The organism is Pantoea sp. SORGH_AS_0659 (genome assembly GCF_031453915.1).
GTDB lineage: Bacteria > Pseudomonadota > Gammaproteobacteria > Enterobacterales > Enterobacteriaceae > Pantoea > Pantoea leporis.
Map to the genome: position 1 here is coordinate 3205597 of NZ_JAVJAK010000001.1, position 22850 is coordinate 3228446.

General features: G+C 54.6%; 24 protein-coding genes and 1 other RNA gene. 13 read left to right on the forward strand and 12 right to left on the reverse strand.

The genetic code is table 11. The features are described from left to right. Window positions 1-4: 4 nt before the first annotated feature. Window positions 5-163: a pleiotropic regulatory protein RsmS gene (rsmS, locus tag Q3H59_RS15220; RefSeq protein ID WP_192414050.1), complete on the forward strand. Its 159-nt coding sequence runs from the start codon at window positions 5-7 to the stop codon at window positions 161-163. Here rsmS and acrR read toward each other — a convergent pair. Next, the gene (acrR, locus tag Q3H59_RS15225) at window positions 150-788 is read right to left on the reverse strand and encodes a multidrug efflux transporter transcriptional repressor AcrR (protein WP_110867732.1); all 639 of its coding nucleotides are present in this window, start codon (window positions 786-788) and stop codon (window positions 150-152) included. The genes rsmS and acrR overlap by 14 nt on opposite strands. Before the next feature lie 142 nt (window positions 789-930). Between acrR and Q3H59_RS15230 the strand changes: the two genes are divergently transcribed. The 4 genes from Q3H59_RS15230 to ykgO all read left to right on the forward strand — a co-directional run bounded on the left by Q3H59_RS15230 (window position 931) and on the right by ykgO (window position 5850). After that, window positions 931-2121 (forward strand): efflux RND transporter periplasmic adaptor subunit, encoded by a 1191-nt coding sequence (locus tag Q3H59_RS15230; RefSeq protein ID WP_309835669.1) that lies wholly within the window; start codon window positions 931-933, stop codon window positions 2119-2121. Window positions 2122-2137: 16 nt separating this feature from the next. Beyond that, complete coding sequence (locus tag Q3H59_RS15235; protein ID WP_101762405.1) at window positions 2138-5287, forward strand: multidrug efflux RND transporter permease subunit AcrB; 3150 nt, start codon at window positions 2138-2140, stop codon at window positions 5285-5287. Between the two features lie 149 nt (window positions 5288-5436). Then, window positions 5437-5694 (forward strand): type B 50S ribosomal protein L31, encoded by a 258-nt coding sequence (locus tag Q3H59_RS15240; RefSeq protein WP_101762406.1) that lies wholly within the window; start codon window positions 5437-5439, stop codon window positions 5692-5694. Between the two features lie 15 nt (window positions 5695-5709). Further along, a complete protein-coding gene (ykgO, locus tag Q3H59_RS15245) occupies window positions 5710-5850 on the forward strand; it encodes a type B 50S ribosomal protein L36 (protein ID WP_309835673.1) in 141 nt (46 codons plus the stop codon). 44 nt (window positions 5851-5894) lie between these two features. Here the strand turns inward: ykgO and Q3H59_RS15250 are convergent, their stop codons facing one another. From Q3H59_RS15250 to Q3H59_RS15260, 3 genes are read right to left on the reverse strand one after another with little or no spacing between them, the layout of a single operon-like run. Continuing rightward, window positions 5895-6773, reverse strand: coding sequence for a metal ABC transporter substrate-binding protein (locus Q3H59_RS15250; RefSeq protein WP_110867733.1), 879 nt, complete (start codon window positions 6771-6773; stop codon window positions 5895-5897). 23 nt (window positions 6774-6796) lie between these two features. Continuing rightward, window positions 6797-7636 (reverse strand): metal ABC transporter permease, encoded by an 840-nt coding sequence (locus tag Q3H59_RS15255; RefSeq protein WP_101762408.1) that lies wholly within the window; start codon window positions 7634-7636, stop codon window positions 6797-6799. After that, entirely contained in the window at window positions 7633-8289 is a 657-nt protein-coding gene (locus Q3H59_RS15260; protein WP_277974599.1) for a metal ABC transporter ATP-binding protein, read from the reverse strand. The genes Q3H59_RS15255 and Q3H59_RS15260 overlap by 4 nt, the downstream gene beginning before the upstream one ends. A 341-nt stretch (window positions 8290-8630) precedes the next feature. Between Q3H59_RS15260 and Q3H59_RS15265 the strand changes: the two genes are divergently transcribed. From Q3H59_RS15265 to Q3H59_RS15275, 3 genes are all read left to right on the forward strand, one after another. Continuing rightward, window positions 8631-8984, forward strand: a complete 354-nt coding sequence (locus Q3H59_RS15265) for a hypothetical protein (protein WP_309835679.1) — start codon at window positions 8631-8633, stop codon at window positions 8982-8984. A 147-nt stretch (window positions 8985-9131) separates the two neighbouring features. Continuing rightward, a complete protein-coding gene (tomB, locus tag Q3H59_RS15270) occupies window positions 9132-9509 on the forward strand; it encodes an Hha toxicity modulator TomB (protein WP_007886936.1) in 378 nt (125 codons plus the stop codon). Window positions 9510-9533: 24 nt separating this feature from the next. After that, the gene (locus Q3H59_RS15275; protein WP_007886938.1) at window positions 9534-9752 is read left to right on the forward strand and encodes an HHA domain-containing protein; all 219 of its coding nucleotides are present in this window, start codon (window positions 9534-9536) and stop codon (window positions 9750-9752) included. Between the two features lie 129 nt (window positions 9753-9881). Here Q3H59_RS15275 and ffs read toward each other — a convergent pair. Further along, window positions 9882-9978: signal recognition particle sRNA small type (gene ffs / locus Q3H59_RS15280), an RNA gene on the reverse strand. 177 nt (window positions 9979-10155) lie between these two features. On the opposite strand from ffs, the gene Q3H59_RS15285 reads away from it, so the two are divergent. Next, window positions 10156-10467, forward strand: a complete 312-nt coding sequence (locus Q3H59_RS15285; RefSeq protein WP_008103902.1) for an MGMT family protein — start codon at window positions 10156-10158, stop codon at window positions 10465-10467. Window positions 10468-10640: 173 nt separating this feature from the next. On the opposite strand, the gene Q3H59_RS15290 is transcribed toward Q3H59_RS15285, so the two are convergent. Beyond that, window positions 10641-11198 (reverse strand): YbaY family lipoprotein, encoded by a 558-nt coding sequence (locus Q3H59_RS15290; protein ID WP_110867736.1) that lies wholly within the window; start codon window positions 11196-11198, stop codon window positions 10641-10643. 205 nt (window positions 11199-11403) lie between these two features. On the opposite strand from Q3H59_RS15290, the gene tesB reads away from it, so the two are divergent. Next, window positions 11404-12267 carry an acyl-CoA thioesterase II gene (gene tesB / locus Q3H59_RS15295; protein ID WP_309835682.1) on the forward strand — a complete coding sequence of 288 codons (864 nt, stop codon included), beginning with the start codon at window positions 11404-11406 and terminating at the stop codon, window positions 12265-12267. 71 nt (window positions 12268-12338) lie between these two features. Here the strand turns inward: tesB and amtB are convergent, their stop codons facing one another. From amtB to Q3H59_RS15320, 5 genes are all read right to left on the reverse strand, one after another. Continuing rightward, window positions 12339-13628 carry an ammonium transporter AmtB gene (gene amtB / locus Q3H59_RS15300; RefSeq protein ID WP_064740463.1) on the reverse strand — a complete coding sequence of 430 codons (1290 nt, stop codon included), beginning with the start codon at window positions 13626-13628 and terminating at the stop codon, window positions 12339-12341. 33 nt (window positions 13629-13661) lie between these two features. Beyond that, complete coding sequence (gene glnK, locus Q3H59_RS15305; protein WP_007886947.1) at window positions 13662-14000, reverse strand: P-II family nitrogen regulator; 339 nt, start codon at window positions 13998-14000, stop codon at window positions 13662-13664. Window positions 14001-14259: 259 nt separating this feature from the next. Continuing rightward, window positions 14260-16035 (reverse strand): SmdB family multidrug efflux ABC transporter permease/ATP-binding protein, encoded by a 1776-nt coding sequence (locus Q3H59_RS15310; RefSeq protein WP_309835684.1) that lies wholly within the window; start codon window positions 16033-16035, stop codon window positions 14260-14262. Then, entirely contained in the window at window positions 16028-17797 is a 1770-nt protein-coding gene (locus Q3H59_RS15315) for a SmdA family multidrug ABC transporter permease/ATP-binding protein (RefSeq protein WP_309835686.1), read from the reverse strand. The genes Q3H59_RS15310 and Q3H59_RS15315 overlap by 8 nt, the downstream gene beginning before the upstream one ends. A gap of 23 nt (window positions 17798-17820) precedes the next feature. Then, a complete protein-coding gene (locus Q3H59_RS15320; protein WP_222210807.1) occupies window positions 17821-18282 on the reverse strand; it encodes an Lrp/AsnC family transcriptional regulator in 462 nt (153 codons plus the stop codon). Window positions 18283-18397: 115 nt separating this feature from the next. Between Q3H59_RS15320 and Q3H59_RS15325 the strand changes: the two genes are divergently transcribed. Next, entirely contained in the window at window positions 18398-19432 is a 1035-nt protein-coding gene (locus Q3H59_RS15325; RefSeq protein ID WP_309835688.1) for a PLP-dependent cysteine synthase family protein, read from the forward strand. Window positions 19433-19466: 34 nt separating this feature from the next. On the opposite strand, the gene cof is transcribed toward Q3H59_RS15325, so the two are convergent. Further along, complete coding sequence (cof, locus tag Q3H59_RS15330) at window positions 19467-20288, reverse strand: HMP-PP phosphatase (protein WP_176971272.1); 822 nt, start codon at window positions 20286-20288, stop codon at window positions 19467-19469. A 93-nt stretch (window positions 20289-20381) separates the two neighbouring features. On the opposite strand from cof, the gene Q3H59_RS15335 reads away from it, so the two are divergent. Next, window positions 20382-22097 (forward strand): SgrR family transcriptional regulator, encoded by a 1716-nt coding sequence (locus tag Q3H59_RS15335; RefSeq protein ID WP_309835691.1) that lies wholly within the window; start codon window positions 20382-20384, stop codon window positions 22095-22097. A 26-nt stretch (window positions 22098-22123) separates the two neighbouring features. Continuing rightward, complete coding sequence (gene queC, locus Q3H59_RS15340; RefSeq protein ID WP_101762419.1) at window positions 22124-22819, forward strand: 7-cyano-7-deazaguanine synthase QueC; 696 nt, start codon at window positions 22124-22126, stop codon at window positions 22817-22819. The last annotated feature ends 31 nt before the right edge of the window (window positions 22820-22850 follow it).

Below are 22850 nucleotides of genomic sequence, written 5' to 3' on the forward strand. Positions count from 1 at the left end.
AAAAATGTCACTGGACAGCGCACCCGACGAAATCAAACTTGCCGTCGATCTGATTCAACTGCTTGAAGAGAATAATGTCCCTACCGCCACCGTGCTGGCTGCGTTGGCGATTGTTCAGCGAGATTATGAGCAGAAACAAGCGGCGGAAATCAAGGCCGACTAAGCAGCGTTGGACTCAGGCGCAACATATCAAGAAACGCATCCACCAGCTGAGGCGCATCGGCTGCTAAATCAAAACTTTGCGGGTTAAACAGCCAGCTTTCCATCATGCCATTGATGTAGCCGCGCATCAGTAGCGCCGCCTGACGCGTATTCAGGTTCGCAGGCAATTGGCTGGCATCAATACAAAGACGTAGTACAGTTTCAATTCGATCGTAACACGCTTGCAGTAAGCTCTGCTGCATATCCTGTAACGTCGACATTTCGCCAACAAACTCACATTTGTGAAAGATAATCTCCATTAATGCGCGTCTTTGCGGATCCTTTGCTGTGGCGTCAAGGATATAGATCAACATAGAACGAACAACAGAAAGTGGATCGCCCGGGTATTTTGTCTGATACTCAAGTTCCACATCGTCCAGCCCAGCGTCACAACGCAGCCAGATTTCCTGTAAGAGATCGGCTTTATTTTTGAAATGCCAGTAGATAGCCCCGCGCGTGACGCCGGCCGCTGTTGCGATATCCGCCAGAGACGTGGCGGCCACACCATGTTCGGAAAAGTGTGCTAATGCGGCGTCAAGAATTTGATGCCGTGTTTCAAGAGCTTGCGCTTTGGTTTTTCGTGCCATGCTGGGCTTTTTTTACAAACTTGTAAGTTTACATACATTTGTGAATGTATGTACCATAGCATGACCCGTGTTTTAACGCAGCAATGGGTTTATCGGTTTGTGATCCATTGATCATTTGATATCGGACACTAGAGGTTTATTTATGAATAAAAACAGAGGATTAGCGCCTCTGGCGGCCGTCCTGATGCTATCAGGCAGCTTTGTGTTAACAGGATGTGATGATAATAAATCCCAGCAAGCCGCCCAGCAGCAGCCCCCAGAAGTGGGTGTTGTAACGTTAAAAAACGAACCCTTGAAAATTACCACCGAGCTGCCGGGCCGTACCTCGGCTTTCCGCGTTGCGGAAGTTCGCCCTCAGGTGTCAGGAATTATCCTCAAGCGTAATTTTGTTGAAGGTAGTGATGTAAAAGCCGGTCAGTCGCTGTATCAGATTGATCCAGCCACCTATCAGGCGGCCTACGACAGCGCTAAAGCGGATCTCGCCCAGGCTGAAGCCAATGCGCGTGTTGCGCAGTTAACCATTACTCGCTATAAGCCGCTGCTGGGTACTAAGTACATCAGTCAGCAGGACTATGACACCGCCGCAGGCACCGCAGCTCAGACTGCTGCAGCCGCCCAGGCTGCGCGTGCCAACGTCGAAACTGCGCGCATCAATCTGGCGTATACCAAAGTGACGTCACCCATCAGCGGTCGTATTGGTAAATCGTCGGTAACCGAAGGTGCGCTGGTTTCCAACGGGCAAACCACTGCCCTGGCGACCGTGCAACAGCTCGATCCTATGTATGTCGATGTGACCCAATCCAGTGATGATTTCCTGCGTCTGCGCGCAGAGCTGGAATCCGGTCAGCTGAAACAGAACGACGGTAAGGCCAACGTCACCCTGCTGATGCAAAACGGTACCGCATACCCGCAGACAGGCACATTGGAATTCTCTGATGTGAGCGTGGATGAAACCACCGGCTCGATCACGCTGCGCGCCATCTTCCCGAACCCGGACAATCGCCTGCTGCCAGGCATGTTTGTTCGTGCGCGTCTGGATGAGGGCACCAATCCCACCGCACTGCTGGTGCCGCAACAGGGCGTAACACGCACCCCAACCGGTCAGGCAACCGCAATGGTGGTTGGCGCAGATAATAAAGTGGAATCGCGTAACATCACCGCTAATCAGGCATTTGGCGACAAATGGCTGGTGACGGAAGGTCTAAAAGAAGGCGATCGGGTGATCACCACCGGTATCCAGCGTGCCAAACCGGGTGCGCAGGTGACGCCAAAAGAAGTCTCCGATGATGCCAAAGCTGCACCAGAATCACCGTCTGCTAAATCATCGTCATAACAGGAGCCACTGATACATGGCTAAGTTCTTTATTGATCGCCCCATTTTTGCGTGGGTGCTCGCCATCATCATCATGTTGGCTGGTGTGCTATCGATTATCAGCCTGCCGATTGAGCAATATCCCAATGTTGCACCGCCGGCGGTTGAAATCCAGGCCACCTATCCGGGTGCTGATGCGAAAACGCTGCAAGATTCGGTGACGCAGGTCATCGAGCAAAACATGAACGGTATCGATGGACTGATGTATATGTCCTCGAGCAGTGACTCGTCGGGTACATTGACGCTGACGCTGACCTTCCAATCCGGTACTGATGCCGATATCGCGCAGGTTCAGGTGCAGAACAAACTGCAGCTGGCCACGCCGTTACTGCCACAGGAAGTACAGCAACAGGGTATTCAGGTTAAGAAATCCTCTAGCAGCTTCCTGATGGTAGCGGGTTTTGTCAGTGATGACGGCACCATGACGCAGAATGATATTTCTGACTATGTTGCTTCAAACATCAAAGATCCGGTCAGCCGTATGCCGGGTGTCGGTGATACTCAGGTGTTTGGTGCGCAGTATGCGATGCGCATCTGGCTGGACCCACACAAGCTGAACAACTATTCACTGACACCAGTGGATGTGATCAACGCGCTGAAAGTCCAGAACACCCAGATCGCCGCGGGTCAGTTGGGCGGTACGCCACCTGTACCGGGCCAACAGCTGAATGCCTCGATCATTGCGCAAACCCGTCTGACATCGACAGATGAGTTCGGCAATATTCTGCTGAAGGTGAATCAGGATGGTTCGCAGGTACGTCTGCGTGACGTGGCGAAGATTGAACTCGGTGGTGAAAACTACGAGATCATCGCGCGTTATAACGGCAAACCGGCTTCCGGTATCGGTATCAAACTGGCCACCGGCGCTAATGCACTGGACACCGCCGATGCGGTGAAAGCTGAACTGGCGAAACTGGAGCCGTTCTTCCCGGCAGGCATGAAAACGGTTTATCCGTACGACACCACACCGTTCGTGAAAATTTCGATTTTCGAAGTGGTGAAAACGCTGTTCGAAGCAATCGTGCTGGTGTTCCTGGTGATGTATCTGTTCCTGCAAAACTTCCGTGCGACGCTGATTCCAACCATCGCCGTTCCTGTTGTGTTGCTCGGAACCTTTGCGATCATCAGTGCCTTTGGCTACTCGATAAACACCCTGACGATGTTCGGGATGGTGCTCGCCATCGGCCTGCTGGTGGATGACGCCATCGTGGTGGTAGAGAACGTCGAACGTGTAATGGCGGAAGAAGGCTTACCGCCGAAAGAAGCGACCAAACGTTCGATGGAGCAGATTCAGGGCGCATTGGTCGGTATTGCCTTGGTGCTGTCAGCGGTATTTATTCCAATGGCGTTCTTCGGTGGTTCAACCGGCGTCATTTATCGCCAGTTCTCCATCACCATTGTTTCGGCGATGGCGCTGTCGGTGCTGGTGGCGTTGATCCTGACGCCTGCGCTTTGTGCCACCATGCTGAAGCCGGTGGAGAAAGGCGCTCACGGCAAAACTACCGGTTTCTTCGGCTGGTTTAACCGCCTGTTTGATAAGAGCACCAACCACTACGTTGATAGTGTCGGTCATATCATTCGCAGCACCGGCCGTTACCTGCTGATTTATCTGGTGATCGTGGTCGGCATGGCGTACCTGTTCCTGAAACTGCCTACCTCATTCCTGCCGGAAGAGGATCAGGGTTTGTTACTGGCGCAGGCGCAATTGCCAGCCGGTGCTACCCAGGAACGTACCCAGAAAGTATTGGATCAGGTGACGGATTACTTCCTGACCAAAGAGAAAGACAGCGTTAACTCCGTGTTTACCGTTAACGGCTTCGGCTTCGCCGGTCGTGGACAGAACACCGGTATTGCGTTCGTCAGCCTCAAGCCGTGGGATGAGCGTGGCGATGCCAACCTGAAAGTGCCTGCGATTGCCGGTCGTGCCATGCAGGCGCTCGGTCAAATCAAAGATGCGATGGTGTTCCCGTTCAACCTGCCAGCAATTATCGAACTGGGTAACGCCACCGGCTTCGACTTCATGCTGACCGATCAGGGTAACCTGGGTCACGAGAAGCTGACCGCCGCGCGTAACCAGCTGTTTGGCATGATCGCCCAGCATTCGGATACGCTGGTAGGTGTGCGTCCAAACGGCATGGAAGATACGCCGCAGTACAAACTGATCATCGATCAGGAGAAAGCGCAGGCGCTGGGTGTGTCGCTGTCTGACATCAATACCACGCTGGCTTCAGCATGGGGCGGTTCTTACGTCAACGACTTCATCGACCGCGGTCGCGTGAAGAAGGTGTACGTTATGGGCAAGGCCGATTCACGTATGTTGCCGGACGATATCAGTAAATGGTACGTGCGCAACAGCGGCGGCACCATGGTACCGTTCTCCGCCTTCTCTTCGGCGAAGTGGCAGTACGGTTCACCGCGTCTGGAACGTTACAACGGCTTGCCATCGATGGAGATTCTGGGCCAGGCTGCGCCAGGCAAGAGCTCCGGTGATGCCATGAACCTGATGGAAGAGTTGGCAGGAAAACTGCCGGCGGGTATTGGTTACGACTGGACCGGCATGTCCTATCAGGAACGCTTGTCAGGTAACCAGGCTCCGGCGCTGTATGCTATCTCACTGATTGTGGTGTTCCTGTGTCTGGCCGCGCTGTATGAGAGCTGGTCGATTCCGTTCTCGGTCATGTTGGTGGTACCGCTGGGTGTTGTCGGCGCACTGATCTTCACCACGCTGCGCGGCTTAAGTAACGACGTCTACTTTGTGGTGGGCTTGTTGACTACCATAGGATTGTCGGCGAAGAACGCCATCCTGATTGTCGAATTCGCCAAGGATTTGATGGAGAAGGAAGGTAAAGGGTTGGTGGAATCCACGCTGGAAGCATCCCGTATGCGTCTGCGTCCGATTCTGATGACCTCACTCGCCTTTATCCTCGGCGTAATGCCGCTGGCGATCAGCACCGGTGCGGGTTCTGGCGCACAAAATGCGGTAGGTACCGGCGTAATGGGCGGGATGGTAACAGCGACCGCGCTGGCTATCTTCTTCGTTCCGGTGTTCTTCGTGGTGGTACGTCGCCGCTTCAGTAAGAACAAAGGTGACCTGGAACACGGTCATCCGGTTGAGCACAAACACTAAGTTTTACTCTTCCCTAAAAGGCCGCTGATGCGGCCTTTTTTATTGCTGTTCCCCTGCCCCACCAAAATCCCTGCGTTTTTCACGGTTGCAATCAGCCATGTTCGGGCTCATACTATTGTTATAGTATAACATTACATAGCGAGGTTACTATGAAACCGAATATCCATCCTCTTTATCGCCCAGTGGTGTTCCACGACACCTCGGCCAACGAATACTTTAAAGTCGGCTCCACCATCAAAACCGAGCGCACCATTGAGTATGAAGGTGAAGTGCTGCCATATGTCACGCTGGATGTCTCGTCAAAATCCCACGTGTTCTACACCGGCAAGCAGAAAGACTTTGCTAAAGAAGGCAGCACCGCGCGCTTCAACCAGCGTTTCGGCAGCTTCCTGTCGCGCAACAAGTAACGCTGGAGAGAACAGATGCAGGTATTGAGTTCATTGCGCTCTGCAAAGACGCGCCATAAGGATTGCAAAGTCGTGCGTCGTAAAGGTCGCCTCTATGTGATTTGCAAAACTAACCCGCGCTTTAAGGCGGTTCAGGGAAGAAAGAAAAAAAGGTAGGAAAGTGTCGTGATAGTTGGCCGGGATGCTCCCCGGCCTTTTTTTTACTTCATGCTATGCAAAATGGCGTCAACATTGTGTTTGAACGCGGCGACATAGGTCGCTGCTGGGCCATTCGCTTCCGACAGCGCCTCAGGATAAAGTTCCCCGCCCGGCTGCGCGCCGGTTTCGCTGGCAATCTGTTTTACCAGTCGAGGATCGGTTTGATTCTCCATAAAGTAGGTTTTGATGTGCTCGGCCTTCAGTTGTTGGATGATCGAGGCCACGTCGCTGGCGCTGGCTTCCGCTTCGGTAGAGAAGCCCACCGGCGCCAGGAAACTGACGCCATAACGTTGGCCAAAGTAGCCAAAGGCATCATGGCTGGTCAGCACTTTACGCTTGCTCTTCGGCACTTCGGCAAAGGCATTTTTCGCCCAGCTATCCAGCTTCTGCAGCTGCTGAATGTAACTTTCACCGCTTTTACGAATATCCGCCGCATCTTCTGGATCGGCTTTGATCAGCGCATTCATCACATTAGTGGCGTAGATCACACCGTTTTGCATGCTGTTCCACGCGTGCGGATCGGTGACGCTTTTACCGTCCTCTTCCATCTTGCGCGTGTTGACACCGTTCGATGCCACTACGATGGTGCCTTTATAGCCTGACGCGCTGATCAGGCGATCCATCCAGCCTTCCATGCCCAAACCGCTCACGAATACCACATCCGCCTTCGACAGCGCCTGGCTATCCTGCGGCGTCGGTTCGAAGGTGTGCGGATCGCCATTCGGCCCGACCAGCGATTTCACGTTAACGTGATCGCCACCAACCTGTTTAACGATATCCGCCAGCACGGTAAAGCTCGCCACAACATCAACGCTTTTCGCCAGCGACAGCGGGCTTGCCAGCATGGCGCCAATCGCCAGACTCAGCGGTAACTTTTTCATTCCTATCCCCTTTATTGGTTTGGTTATCGACGGCGCAACAGGCCGCCACATGGTCCTGTCAAAACAGAAAGCAGAAACAGCACCGCAGCACTGAGCACCACCGCCGGTCCAGCCGGCAGCGAGAAATGCCACGAAAGAATCAGGCCGATAAATGCTGAGACGATCGCCAGCAGCATGGCGATGCCGAGCATGTAAGCCAGATGGCGGCTCCAGAAGCGTGCGCTGGTGGCCGGCAGCATCATCAATCCCACCGACATCAGCGTGCCCAGCACCTGAAAGCCTGCCACCAGATTGAGCACCACCAGCATCAGAAACAGACCGTGCACCAGCGGAGCGCTCCATTTGCCCTGAGCGCGCAGGAAATCGGGATCGAAGGCATCGATCACCAGCGGACGGAAGATCACCGCCAGCAGCAGCAAGGTCGTAGCCGCAATGCCGCCGACCAGCAGAATCGCCGCGTTATCCACCGCCAGCAGCGATCCAAATAACACGTGCAGCAGATCTACGCTGGAGCCGCGCAGCGACACCAGTGTGACGCCGAGTGCGAGAGAGCCGAGGTAAAAGCCGGAAAAACTGGCATCCTCTTTGAGATGCGTATAACGGCTGACCGCTCCCGAGAGCAGCGCCACCGCCAATCCGGCAATCAGGCCGCCGATACCCATCGCCACCAGCGATAATCCCGATACCAGATAACCAATCGCCGCGCCGGGTAACACAGCATGTGATAAGGCATCGCCGACTAAACTCATGCGGCGCAGGGAAAGGAAAACGCCCAGCGGCGTGGCGCTGATCGCTAATGCAACGCAGGCCACCAGCGCACGGCGCATAAAACCAAATTCGATAAAGGGTTGGAGTAATGTCACGACGCCACCCTACGCAACTTTGGCGTTTGTGCGGCATCAGCGTCATCGAGCGATAACACATCCTTAAAATAGCGCGCCACCAGCGGACGATCGTGTAGCACGACTAATAACGTGGTGCCCGCCTGCTGCTGCTGTTCGAGGATCGACATCAGCAAGGTGACGGTTTGGCTATCAATGCCGTTGAAGGGTTCATCCAACAGCCACAGCTGGCTGCGCTGCAGCATTAAGCGCGCGAACAGCACGCGCTGCAGTTGCCCGCCAGATAACGTCGATGGCTGCGCATCGGCGAACTCACGCATTTGTACCGCATCCAGCGCGGCATCGATTTCCAGGCGCAAGGCGCGATTGATACCACCAAACCAGCCGCAGCGTGGCCAGCAGCCCATCGCCACCAGTTCATAGGCAGTAAGAGGAAAGCGGGTTTCAAGTTCACTGCGTTGCGGTAACCAGCCCAGCGCTTTGCGTGGGATGTGCAATTCGCAGTTGCCGGAAATTGGCGGTAGTAAGCCGGCAATGGTTTTTAATAATGTCGATTTGCCGGTGCCGTTAGCGCCAATCAGCGCCGTCATGCTGCCTGTTGCCAGCTCACCGTTAACGACCGGCGTCACCGCACGGCCTTGATAACCGGCTTGTAAGCGGTTGAAATGCATCATTTCTGCATGCCCCAATCTAAGGCCAGCGCTAGCAAGGCAATCAGCATCAGCGCAACCAGCAAACGGCCGCCAAGGGAAAGAAGTAAACCGCTGTGATTCATACTCAACAACCAATAATGTTATAACATAACAATTATCATACCCGACTCATCCTCAATTGCGCCCAGGCAAAAGTGTTTCAAAAGTTGATCGATCATGAAGATAGCCGCGCTAATTCGCCGTTTCGCCATGATTGTGTTATGAAAACCCATCACAACGATTACTCTTTCTGTTTATTAGCGACTTGCAATGTCACTCAATAAGCACAATGATAGAAACATCATTCTTTTACTGGATACAAAATGCCGTCTATTATTCATTGTGATATTGCTATGGATGAGGACGATTGCGAAAAGTTGGTCAGAATTATCCAGGGGAATATTCTCAAAATAGCCGAGGCATTAGCCGGTGATTTACAGTGGTATTCTCAAAACGCGCAATTAGTTCCCGATAGCTTCCAGATTATATCTATTCAACCAACCGACAATAATCGATTTAAAATGCTTTACGATTTCAGCTGGAATTTATTTAATCCTTGCCTGGATTTAAATGAAACGTTTACGCGTCGTGAAGAAGTGTTGTTTCAGGTAAAGCCCGGCGCGCTGGTGTTTGACGTGATTGGCAATGAGCGCCCCTCTCCCGCCGATGAATTGTAATATTTGGTAATTGAGGTGAGCAAAGCTAATGATTGTGGATTACATTTAAGGAGTCGCTGAATTCAATTTTATTCGATATCGCTTCCTGGTAGCTTTTCTTAATCTCGCCGCGCTGCGGTAACTGTGCTAGCTATGGAGGGGAAAAAGATGGACGAATACTCACCGAAACGGCATGATATTGCCCAGCTTAAATACCTGTGTGAGAACCTGTTCGACGAAAGTATGGCGACATTGACTGACAGCCATCATGGTTGGGTTAATGATCCTACTTCGGAAAGCAATTTACAGCTCAACGATTTGATTGAGCATATCGCTTCTTTCACGATGAATTACAAAATTAAGCACGTTGAAGATGAAGCCCTGATTACGCAAATCGATGAATATCTTGACGATACCTTTATGCTGTTCAGCAGCTATGGAATCAATACTCAGGATCTACAACGGTGGCAGCGTTCAGCAAAACGCCTATTTAATCTGTTTGCCGAAGAGTGCGCTTATCTCCAACAACCTAGCCATTCCTTTTAGCACCAGACTGAGACCGGTTTATTTATGAGCAACCAAGCCTTAACTAAAACAGATTATTTGATGCGACTGCGCCGCTGTCGCTCAATCGATACCCTCGAACGGGTTATCGAAAAAAACAAGTATGAATTACCTGATAATGAACTCGCGGTATTCTATTCGGCAGCCGATCATCGTCTGGCTGAACTGACCATGAATAAGCTTTACGATAAAGTACCGGTTTCTGTCTGGAAGTTCGTCCGCTAAGTTTTTCCCCTAACAGCCGATCTGCACCATCATCGTTTTGATCAAGGATTGAATCACCGGCAAAGGATTGCCAGATTTTTCTGTGCGTAAAATTCTGTGGAGTATGAGGCGGGTACAAATTGGTGGGGGCCCTGCCAGCTACATCCCGGCACACGCGTCGCCTGCTGCGGCTGCTTCCTTCCGGATCTGACCGAGTTCACAAGTTAGCATTGCGGGAGAACCAACAGGGCCCCCATTGACAAGCCCTCATTTCGAGAGCGCAGGCATTATCAAGTATGCCCCCGGCAATTGCAAGCGCAGGCCCGACAACCGTTGGTTTCTTGCGCAAGCACACAGCAATGCGCTGATGTCTACCCTTCTGCATGCTAAAGTTTGCCCTTTCCAGATAAAAATAGGTGCGCATATGAGCGACCAAAACAATTTCTCTGAGCGCGTCTGGCAGATCATCGCGGCCATTCCGCCAGGAAAGGTCACTACTTACGGGGATGTTGCGCAATTAGCGGGTTCGCCGCGCGCGGCACGCCAGGTGGGTGGCGTATTACGCCGTTTGCCGGAAGGCAGTAAATTACCCTGGTTTCGCGTTATCAATCGCCATGGCCGCATTTCACTGCAGGGTGACGACTTGTTTCGTCAGCGCGATGCGCTGGAAGCGGAAGGGATTGAAGTGAGCGACGCTGGGGAGATCGAGTTAGAGAAATATCGGTGGGAAATTTAGCGGTGCGATATGTCGCGCACAAGCCCGCAGCCAACCCGTCGTACGCTGGAAGGCATCGTCGTGGAGTAAAGCGTCACACGGCATTGATGGCGTGTGCCGAGCGTTCAGGGACGAGACAGCGACTTTACGGAACAACGATGCCTTCCGGCGCTCTCCCGTCCCATCAATCGAAATTACAGACTTGTCGGTGCCGGCACCGAAGCAGATGGCGTCACCTGCGTAGGTGAAGTCGAAGGCACTGTTGTTGCTGCTCCCGGCTGGGTTTGCATCGCGACGTTAGTCACTGGCACCAACAGCAGTTCGGCTTTTGTTCCGCCCTGATTAATCACCGGTTTCACTGTATCGGTGATAAATGCCAGCTTGCCATCAATCGAAATCGCCGCACTCAACAGAATGCGCGCGTTCGGCTGGATGTCAGCCGGATTAAACGGCAAGACAAACTGGAACGGCGACTGTTTCCCTTCCGTACGCACCACGCGCTGCGACAGCACTTTCGAAGGCGCATCGGCCAGCGATGCATCTGATAGCGTAACGGTCAGCACAGAATCCGGCGGCAGCGCAATGCGCTGGCGGATATACACCGAACCACTGACATTAGGCTGCGCAATCGCGGCCTGCTGCCCCGCTACCGCTGAGCCGAGTGTAGGTGTGGCTACCGGCTTGCTGTGGTCCGCACAACCGGTAATCGCCGCAGCCAGGGTCATACCGCTAATAACTTGCCAGAGTTTCATCGATGTCGTCTCCTTATGAACACTATGATTGTCGGCGGTAAATTTATTGCTTAGCTTTTCAGCCGCCGAATGACCTTAATTCTGGCACAAATATCGGCATTGCGCCTAAACCCTCCGCCAGCCCGCTGAAATCGCGGCAAAATCATTGACGGAAACTGGTCGGATCTTTCACACTGACGCGATAAGTCACGCTGAGGAATCCGCTATGAGCCAGGCACTGCACAACCTGCTTAATTTATTAAATCTGGAAAAACTGGAAGAAGGCCTGTTTCGTGGTCAGAGCGAAGATCTGGGCTTGCGCCAGGTGTTTGGTGGCCAGGTAGTCGGCCAGGCGCTGTATGCCGCGAAACAAACGGTGCCGGAAGAGCGCATCATTCACTCCTTCCACAGCTACTTTCTACGTCCGGGCGATAGCCAAAAAGCCATCATTTATGATGTCGAAACGCTGCGTGACGGCAAAAGCTTCAGCGCACGCCGCGTTAGCGCGGTACAGAATGGTCAGCCGATCTTCTACATGACGGCTTCGTTCCAGGCACCTGAAAGCGGCTTCGAGCATCAGAATGAAATGCCGCAGGTGCCGGGCCCGGATAATCTGCCATCGGAACAGGATTTGGCGAAGAAGCTGGCCGCGCATCTGCCACTCAAGCTGAAAGAAAAATTCCTCGCCGAGCGTCCGCTGGATATTCGTCCGGTGCAAATTCATAACCCGCTGAAAGGCCACGTCGATAAGCCGCTGCGTCAGGTGTGGATTCGTGCCAACGGCGAGTTACCGGCCGATCGTCGTATCCATCAATACCTGCTGGGCTATGCCTCGGATCTCAACTTCCTGCCGGTGGCGCTGCAACCGCACGGTAAAGGCTTCCTCGAAGCCGATATGCAGGTTGCAACCATCGATCACTCAATGTGGTTCCATCGTCCGTTCGACTTGTCTGAATGGCTGCTGTACAGCGTAGTGAGCACTTCCGCCTCCGGCGCGCGCGGTTTTGTGCGTGGCGAGTTTTATACGCAGGATGGCCGACTGGTGGCGACCACGGTGCAAGAGGGCGTGATGCGTCAACGCGACGCATAAAAAAAGGGGCGATATTATCGCCCCTCTGTTTTTTTATAATTTTAGCGCACTGCTCTTCTTCAGCCCGGCTGTTACTGGTTGTAAGCGTTCTCGCCGTGGCTGTTCACATCCAGACCTTCACGTTCCTGATCTTCCGGAACGCGCAGGCCAACAATCATATCCGCCAGTTTGAAGCCGATGAAGGCCACAACCGCAGTCCAGACGATGGTCACACCTACGCTGAACAGCTGAATCCAAACCTGATGGCCCATGGTCACGCCTTCTGCGTAGCCTACGCCACCCAGTGAAGAGGATGCGAACACGCCGGTCAGGATACAACCGAGGATGCCACACACGCCGTGCACACCGAACACATCACATGGGTCATCAACGCGCAGCCATTTCTTCAGGGTTGTTACGCCCCACAGACCGGCTAAACCACCCGCCAGACCGATAATCAGCGCGCCGCCGACACCGACATAACCACAAGCTGGGGTAATCGCCACCAGACCAGCGATGAAGCCAGAGCAAGCACCGAGCAGAGAAGGTTTACCGCGTACCGCCCACTCGCCAAACACCCACGACAGCACCGCACCCGCTGTAGCCACCACGGTATTCAGGAACGCCAGCGCAGCGATTTCGTTAGCTGAGGAAGCAGAACCCGCGTTGAAGCCGAACCAGCCCACATACAGAATCGCGGTACCGAGGAACACCATCGGCAGGTTGTGTGGTTTGAAGGCTTCTTTGCCGAAACCAGCACGTTTGCCCACCAGGTAAGCACCCACCAGGCCAGCAACCGCGGCGTTGATGTGAACCACGGTACCGCCCGCGAAGTCGAGCGCGCCGTCTTGCGCCAGCAAGCCACCCGCCCACACCATGTGTGCGATTGGCAGATACGCCAGCGTCAGCCATACCACCACAAAGATCAGAACCGCAGAGAAGCGAATACGTTCAGCCAGCGCACCGACAATCAGGCCGACGGTGATACAGGCGAAGGAAGCCTGGAACGCAACGTGAATGTACTGATAGAAGCTGCCCATCAGCGCTTTCAGCTCAATATTTTTCAGCATCGCCCACTGGAAGCTACCGAAGAAGGAGTTGCCTTCACTGAACGCCAGTGAGTAGCCGTAAATCACCCACAGCACGCAAACCAGTGAGAAGGTCACCGCAACCTGCGTCAGCATCGACAGCACGTTCTTGCCGCGAATCAAACCGCCGTAGAACAGCGCAATGCCGGGAATCGACATAAACAGTACCAAGGCGGTACAGATCATCATAAAGGCGTTATCGGCTTTATCCGCTACTGCAGGGGCTGCCGCCATCGCCAGAGAAGGTAACAGCGCAAGGCTGGTGAGGCCCAACTTCGTTATCAGTTTATTCATTTCTTTCCATCCCATCACAATTCAGAGCCCCAGTTACAGTGCTGCTTCGTCGGTCTCGCCGGTACGAATACGAATGACGCGCTGCAGTTCTGCGACGAAAATCTTGCCGTCGCCAATTTTGCCGGTATACGCGGCTTTGCTGATGACATCGACCACTTCATCAAGTTGGTCGTCCGCAATAGCGATATCAATTTTTACTTTTGGCAGGAAGTTAACGCTGTACTCGGCACCGCGATAAAGCTCTGCGTGACCTTTCTGGCGACCAAAACCTTTAACCTCGGTAACGGTCAGTCCCTGAATGCCAATAGAGGATAAGGCTTCACGCACGTCCTCCAGCTTAAATGGTTTGATTACCACGGTAACCAGCTTCATACGTTCCCCTCCGGATAAGAAATTGAGTGAGTCTTCGCGGACACGTAGGGATATAAGCAAAGGCTGTGCCATAAATAAAAAAAGGGGAATGTCAGTAGCATAGGCGCGCTGTATCACGCTTCGTTATGTGAAGCACAGCGCAGTTTGCTTAGGGGGTAGAGGAAAGGTGTTGCAATATTGCACTTCTTTGGTGCTTCAAGCCTCAAAGAAGTGCATCAATACAGAACATTCCGATAAAACTGTGCAAAAAAGGTGCAATTCACCCTTCGGCTTGTACGGGGATGCCCGCCGCGAGTTCATCGCCGGCCTGCTGCAGCTGATACATCTGCCAGTAACGGCCCTGCTCGGTCAGCAGCTCAGCATGCGTACCGCGTTCCACCACCTGACCGCGATGCAGCACTAAGATCTGATCGGCTTCGGTAATGGTGGAAAGGCGATGCGCAATCACCACCAGCGTGCTGTGCTGGCGTAGTGCACGTAACGCCTGCTGAATCGCCTGTTCCGTGCCGGAATCGATATTGGCCGTGGCTTCGTCGAGGATCAGGATTTGCGGTAATGACACCAGCACGCGCGCCAGCGCCAGCAACTGTTTCTGCCCAACCGACAGATTATTGCCCTGCTCGCCTAAACGCGTATGGATGCCGTCCGCCATGCTGCGCGCCAGCGGTGCCAGCTGCACCGTCTCCAGCGCCTGCCACACCTGATCTTCCGGGATATCGCGCCCCAAACGCACGTTGGCCAGCAGCGAATCCGCCAGCACCACCGGATCCTGTTGCACCATCGCAACGCTTTGACGTAAAGCGGCGTGCGACAGCTGCGGCAGCGGGCGACCATCCAGTTCGATACTGCCGCGTGTCACCGGGTAATAGCCCATCAGCAGATTCGCCAGCGTACTTTTCCCGCTGCCGGTGTGCCCCACCAGCGCAACAAAATGACGCGCCGGCACTTCGAGATTGATGTGGCTGAGCACATCGCGATTATCGCGATAGGCAAAGCTCACATCCCGCAGCGAGATGCTGCCGGAGGCCAGCGGCAGACTATCGCTGCCGTAACCTTGCTGTTCTGCATCCATCAGTTCAAAGATACGCTCGCCGGACACCACCGCCTGTTGCAGCATCGACTGCTGCGTGGTGAGTTCAATCAGCGGTTCATTGAGGCGGCCAAGATAGGTAATAAAGGCATACAGCACACCGACTTCAAACACGCCCGGCGTGGCGAAGCTGAACAGCATCAGCAAACCGCACAGAATCATCGCCGAAAACAGACTCAGCAACGGGCGCAATAAAAAGCCATCCAGCCGCAGCGTTTCCATACGCGCCAGATAGTGTGAACGGCTGGCTTCGCCCATGCGTTCACCAAAGCGCGCCTGCTGGCGGAACTGCTGGATCACGCTCATGCCGTTGATCACTTCATTGAAGCCGTTGTTGATGTCCGCCAGATAGCTGCGCACGCGACGCGCAATCGGCGTGCTAAAGCGCTGATAAATCAGCATCACCGTTAGCACCAGCGGGAAAATCACGATCGCTACCAACGCCATGCGCCAGTCGAGGGAGAACATCGCCACCAGCATCGCGCCAATCAACGCGGCGGCGCGCAACACTGTGGCCACCACGGTAACGTAGAGATCTTTGATCACTTCGGTGTCATTGGTGACGCGCGAGATGATTTGGCCGACCGGCTGCGTATCGAAGGCGCTGAGCGGCTGGCGCAACGCCGCGTTCATCACGTCCACGCGCAATTGCTGCACCACGCCAATCGCCGCGCGGTTAAACAGCAACGCCTGAAAATAGTGCAAACCGGCGGCCAGCAATTGCAGCAGGACAAAGCCCACCAGCAGGCCCGCGACGATGCCCCACGGCATCTGATGTTTCGCCACCAGATTATCGATGAAGTAGCTTACCAGCACCGGTCCGGTCACTTCGGCTGCCGCCGCAATCCACAGCATGCCGACCGCCAGCCACAGCGATTTACGCCACGGTTTGCCATACGCCAGCAGTCGTTTCAGCGTCGGCCATAAACGTTGTGATTTAGCCACGGCTAGCTCCTTCTGCCACTTCATCGTCATCCAGTGCGGCTTCCAGCTGCTGATAACGGTACATATCGCGATACCACCCCTCTTTGCCCGCCAGAGTTTCATGATCGCCACGCTGCGCCACGGCACCCTGCTGCAGCACCAGAATTTCACTCGCTTCAGTGAGCGCCGACAGACGATGCGCGCTGATAATCAAGGTGCGCCCTTTGCCCCACTGACGCAGGTTATGCAGGATGTCATGTTCAGTGCGGCCATCAACCGCCGACAGCGCATCATCCAGAATCAGGATTTCGGCATTCAGCAGCAGCGCGCGTGCAATCGCTATGCGCTGCTTCTGTCCGCCCGATAACATCACGCCGCGTTCGCCCACTTCGGTCTCATAACCTTGTGGCAGGCGCAGAATATCATCGTGCACGCAGGCCATGGTTGCCACGCGCTCCAGCTCTTGCTGCGTCGCATTCGGGCGACCCAGCGCCAGATTAGCGGCAATGGTATCGGAGAACAGGAAAGGCGTCTGGCTGACGACCGCCAGCCGGCTGCGCCAGCTATCGAGCCGCAACTGCGGCAGCGGTGTATTGTGGTAGCGAATATCGCCTTGATCGATGTCGAAGTGGCGCTGAATCAAGCTTAGGAGCGTGCTCTTGCCGCAGCCGGTTGGCCCACATAATCCCAGCATTTGGCCCGGTTTTAACTGGAAATTAAGATGGCTCAGCACCGGGCCAGAACTGGCCGGATAGCGGAACTCACGAATGGCAACCTGCAGGATGCCAGGCTCAGGCGGTAACACCTTCTGACCATCTTCAACCGCCGGCGCTTCCGCCAGCAAGGAACGGATACGGCTCCACGCCGCACTGCCGCGCTCAACGATGTTGATCATCCACGCCAGCGCCAGCATCGGCCAAATCATCAGGCCGAGGTACATCACAAAGCTGGTGAGTTGCCCGAGCGTCAAACTGCCGTTCCACACCATCCAGCCGCCACCGGCAATCGCCAGCAGGTTGGAGAAGCCAACGGCGATATAAATGATCGGATCGAAACGCGCATCGACGCGCGCCACATGCAGGTTTTTCTTGCCGGTATCAGCAGCAGTGCCGGCAAACTGCTGCGACTGGTGATCTTCGAGGCCAAATGCTTTGATCATACGGATGCTGGTCAGGCTTTCCTGGGTTTGATCGTTCAGGCTTGAAAACGCCGCCTGCGCCACTTTGAAACGTTGATGCAAGCGGGCACCGTCTTTCTGGATGGCGAAAGCCATAATTGGCATCGGGATCAGCGCCAGTAACGTCAGTTGCCAGCTAATTTGGGTGCTCATCACAATCAGCACCACCAATCCCATCACCAGCGAATCCACCAGCGTCAGCACGCCTTCACCGGCGGCAAACACCACGCGATCCACATCATTGGTGGCGCGGGCGATCAGATCGCCAGTGCGATGGCGCAGATAAAATGCCGGATGCTGGCGGCTGAGCTGGCGATAAAAATCTTCACGTAGCTCAACGGCTAATTGATAGGATGCGCCAAACAGCAGCACGCGCCAGACGTAGCGCAGCAGATAGACAATCACCGCCGTCACCAGCATCACGCCGATCCACATAAAGATCTGCCCGGCGCTTAAATTATGCTGGGTGACGCCGTCGACAATTACGCCAACCACGTGCGGTGGCAGCAATTGCAGTAAGGCAATAACGATCAGCAAGCTGACGGCGCCCAGATATCGCCGCCACTCGCGCAGGAAATACCAACTTAACTGGCTGAATAATTGCACAAGCGTGTCTCTTTCTGTGCCCGTTAGGGCGCTACCGGCAAGGCGGTGGTGTATTTAATCTCTTCCATGGCAAAACTGGAGGTCACATCTATCAGTCCCGGTACGCCGTTCACCAGGCGCTTATAAAAGCTGTCGTAACTCTTCATGTCCGCGACCTGAATGCGCAGCAAATAATCGTACTCGCCCGCCATGCGGTAAAACGCCATCACTTCCGGCATTTGCTGCACCACGGCGACAAATTGCTTAAACCACTCGCTGCTATGCTGCTGAGTTTTAACAAACATAAAAGCGGTGAGCGACAGACCGATTTTTTCGCCGTCCACCAGCGCCACGCGCGCACGAATAATGCCATCATCTTCCAGTTTTTTCAGGCGTTTCCAGCACGGCGTGGTGGTGAGATTCACCGTATCGGCCAACGTCTGCAGCGACAATGTGCAATCCTGCTGCAGCATTGCCAGCAAAGTGCGGTCAGTTTTATCTAACATTTGCCACTCCCGGAGAAAAATTTTCTCTAAGCGCACCATTATACCGTGATTAAAGCAACCTCTTTTTCCTGCCAGTGCCTTACACTGTGCGCAATAATGATTACGGAAATGCCACATGCAAACGCCCTGGGTTCGCCACGCCATCAATGAAATTAACGCCGATTTTCAGCGCTCCGCGGATACGCATCTGATCCGCTTTAAGCTGGATGATTTTCCCGGCATTCACTTCTATCTTAAGGATGAAAGCACCCATCCCAGCGGCAGCTTAAAACACCGTTTGGCGCGTTCCCTGTTTCTCTATGGCCTGGCGAATGGCTGGATCCACGAAAATACGCCGATCATTGAAGCCTCATCCGGCAGTACTGCAGTATCGGAAGCTTACTTCGCGCGTTTGCTCGGTTTGCCCTTTATCGCTGTGATGCCCGCCAGCACCGCGAAACGCAAAATCGAGATGATTGGTTTTTACGGTGGCGAGTGCCATTTCGTCGCCGATCCCTGCCAGCTGTACAGCGAATCCGAGCGTTTAGCGCGTGAACTGAATGGCCACTTTATGGACCAGTTCACCTATGCCGAGCGCGCCACCGACTGGCGCGGCAACAACAATATTGCCGAAAGCATTTTCCGCCAGATGTCACACGAACCCTTCCCGGTGCCGCATACGGTGATCATGAGCGCCGGTACCGGCGGAACCTCAGCAACATTGGGCCGCTATATCCGCTATCAGGGCCATGACACGCGCCTGCTGGTGGTCGATCCGCAGCATTCAGTGTTCTTTGATTACTGGCAGAGCCGCGACAAAACGCTGCGCAGCGAACGCGGCAGTTTGATTGAAGGCATTGGTCGTCCGCGCGTGGAACCATCGTTTTTACCCGACGTGATTGACGAGATGATGAAAGTGCCGGATGGCGCGACTATCGCCGCGATGCTGCAGCTGGAAAAGGTGCTGGGACGTCGTCCTGGCGCCTCAACCGGCACCAACTTCTGGGGCATGATGCAGTTGGCAAAACGCATGCGGGACAACGGCGAGCAGGGTTCTTTGGTGACGTTGCTGTGTGACAGCGGTGAGCGCTATCCCGACACCTATTACAATGCGCAGTGGGTGAAGCAGAATATCGGCGACATTGCGCCGTGGGTGCGTGAGCTACAATAAAAAACCGGACGTCCTGTCCGGTTCACTGTAAGCCTCAGCATTCGGGGGAATAATCGAGGTGTGGTGTGGTCATCCAGTGATTAAGGTAGTGAGAAACTGCCTGTGTCTCGCAATGTCCGATAATCGGTAAATGGGGCAACGACGCTTTCAGTTGATGCATGGCGTTGCCCATAATGAAACCGCTGCCAACGCGCTCCAGCATTTCGCGATCGTTCATGGCATCGCCAAACGCCATACAATCCGCCAGCGACAGCGAAAGGTGCTGGCACAAACGTCCCAACGCCGCGCCTTTATGGCAATCGACCGGCAACACTTCCAGACAATCCCACGCAGAGAAGCAAATGTTGGCCCGCTCGCCCAACGCGGCCTGCAATTCACTTCTTAATGCCTGCAACATTTCATGCGGCGCAATAAAACAAATTTTGGTGACTTCATGCGCCGACATCTGACGCAAATCACGCAGCTGATACTGGAAGCCACTCATCGCATGCGCTTCCAGCGCGCCGAGCAGCGGCTTATCGGTAAACCAGCCCTCATCGTTGAAAATATGAATCGAGGCTGGCGTTTGCCAATGCGTATGAATCACCTCTTCCGCCACCGATGGCGATAAATCGCAGCCGTAAAGTTGGTTGCCTTCCAGATCGTGTATACGCGTACCGTTGCCGGTAATCAGCCACGCAGGCAAGGTGATTTGTTCGCGTACTCGCTGCATATCCATAAGATGACGCCCGGTGGCAAACGCCAACGTGACGCCGCGCTGATGCAACGCATGCAGGCTTGCCAGCGTTTCATTACCTAACCGGTGCGAAGGCAGCAACAGCGTGCCGTCCATATCAAATGCCGCGAGGCGAGCCATGCGAATTCTCCTGTCTGTGTGAGGCAGCTACTATCGCCTGGTAATTACGGAACTAATAGTGAATACTTTTTAAAAACTGTTCCGGGTTTAGCTATGCGTGAACTTCATCGGGTCAATCAATTTCAGCGCCTGTGGCAACTCAGCCACGGCGAAACGCAACGCCTTAGCGTCGCTGCGATGGCGCAACACTGCTTTTGCAGCGAGCGCCATCTGCGCACGCTGCTGCGTCAGTGGCAGGATGCCGGCTGGCTGCAGTGGCGCGGTGAATCCGGGCGTGGCAAACAGGGTGAGCTAACTTTCCTGGTGTCGCCGGAACAGCTGCGCCAGCAGTTGTTAACGCAGCAACTCGACGCCGGCGAGGCGGTACAGGCGCTGCAGGTGCTCGATCTGCATCCCGAGCGATTAGTAAAATTGCTGCGACCACTGATGGGCGGTCAGTGGCAGAAGCAATCGCCGGTGCTGCGCATTCCTTACTACCGCGCGATGGAGCCGTTGCGTCCGCTGCAGCTGACCGGACGCGCCGAGCAACATCTGGCGCGCCAGGTTTTCTCCGGGTTAACGCGTTTTCGCGATAACGATGTTGAAGGCGATCTCGCTCACCATTGGCAGCATGATGCCAGCGGCCGTGACTGGTATTTCTGGCTGCGCCCACAGCTCAGCTGGCACAACGATGAACCGGTGCAGGCGGCACAGTTGGTTGAGCAGCTGCAACAGATCAGGCATTCGCCACGCGGTTCGCGGCTGCTGGCGGCGATTGAACAGATTGAAGCGCCGCATCCGCTAGCGATACATATTCAACTGCGCGAAAGCGATTACTGGCTGCCGCAGCGGCTGGCGCATCAGTTATGTCTGTTACCGCATCCTGAATTCACCGATATCGGTAGCGGGCCGTGGAAACTCACGCATTTCACCGCTGAGATGGTGCGGCTGGAGAGCCATGCGCGCTGGCATTTGCAGCGTCCGCTGATCCAGCGGATGGAATACTGGATCACACCACAGCTGTTTGATCGTGATCTCGGCACCAGCTGCAGCCATCCGGTGCAAATCGCCATTGGCGATCCTGACGAACTCGGCTCGCTACGTCCGGTTGATCGCAGTATCAGCCTGGGATTTTGCTATCTGGCGCCACGCATCTCGGCGAACTTCAGTGCCGAACAGGCCCAATCGCTGATTGCCCTGATTCAGCGCAGTGGTGTGATTCAGCAACTGCCGCTGGATGAGGGTTTAATCACACCGAGCCATGAGCTGCTGCCTGGCTGGCCGGTACCGCGCGCCGAAAGAGAGACGATTGCACTGCCGCCCACATTAACGCTGCATTACCACTTGCCGGTCGAACTGCATGTGATGGCACAGGCGTTGATTCCACTGCTGGCGCAACACGGCTGCGCCCTCACCTGCATCTTCCATGACGTAAAAAGCTGGCGTGACGATAGCGATCTCAGTGAGGCCGATGTGGTGATGGGCGATCGACTGATTGGCGATGCACCACTGTTTACGCTGGTGAACTGGCTGGAGAACGATCCGGTCTGGCAGCCGCTGCGCGAACAGGTTCTGCAAACGCCACTGAGCGCGATTGCCCAACAACCTGATGCACTGCAGCGCGGTGAATTGACTCAGCAACTGTTTCAGCAGCTGATGTGCGATGGCCACTTACTGCCGCTGTTTAACTATCGCTATCAGGTTTTTGCGCCGCCCGGCGTGGAGGGCATCCAGCTTAATAGTTTGGGATGGTTTGATTTCACCCGCGCCTGGATTCCGCCGCCAACCACAGCTAGCGCTGTTCAGCCTGCGTCCGAGCCAGTACCATAAGCGCACTGATTTTTGGGGAAGAAAAAATGAAACGAGCCGTTGTGGTATTCAGTGGCGGACAAGACTCCACCACCTGTTTAATTCAGGCGCTGCAACATTATGATGAAGTGCATTGCGTTACTTTTGATTACGGCCAACGCCATCGTGAAGAGATCGAGGTTGCGGCTGAGCTGTCGCACAAGCTGGGCGCGCGCGCACACAAAGTGCTGGACGTTACGCTGCTCAACGAGTTAGCCGTTAGCAGCCTGACGCGCGACAACATTCCGGTGCCGACCTATGATCCCAATGCCAGCGGTTTGCCGAGTACCTTTGTACCGGGCCGCAATATCCTGTTCCTGACGCTGGCATCGATTTATGCCTATCAGGTCGAAGCCGAAGCGGTGATCACCGGCGTGTGCGAAACCGATTTCTCCGGCTACCCGGATTGCCGTGATGAGTTTGTTAAAGCACTGAATAACGCCGTCAGCCTCGGCATGGCGCGCAATATTCGTTTTGAGACGCCGCTGATGTGGCTGAATAAAGCGGAAACCTGGGCGCTGGCCGATTACTGGCAGCAACTGCCGCTGGTACGCGCTGAAACGCTTACCTGCTACAACGGCGTAAAAGGTGATGGCTGTGGCGAATGCGCGGCCTGTCATTTACGCGCCCGTGGCCTGGCAGATTATCAGGCGAACGCGCCGGCGGTGATGGCAGCGATGAAACAAAAAAGCGGCCTCAACTGATTCAGGCCGCAGGGTAAACTGGCGTCATCGG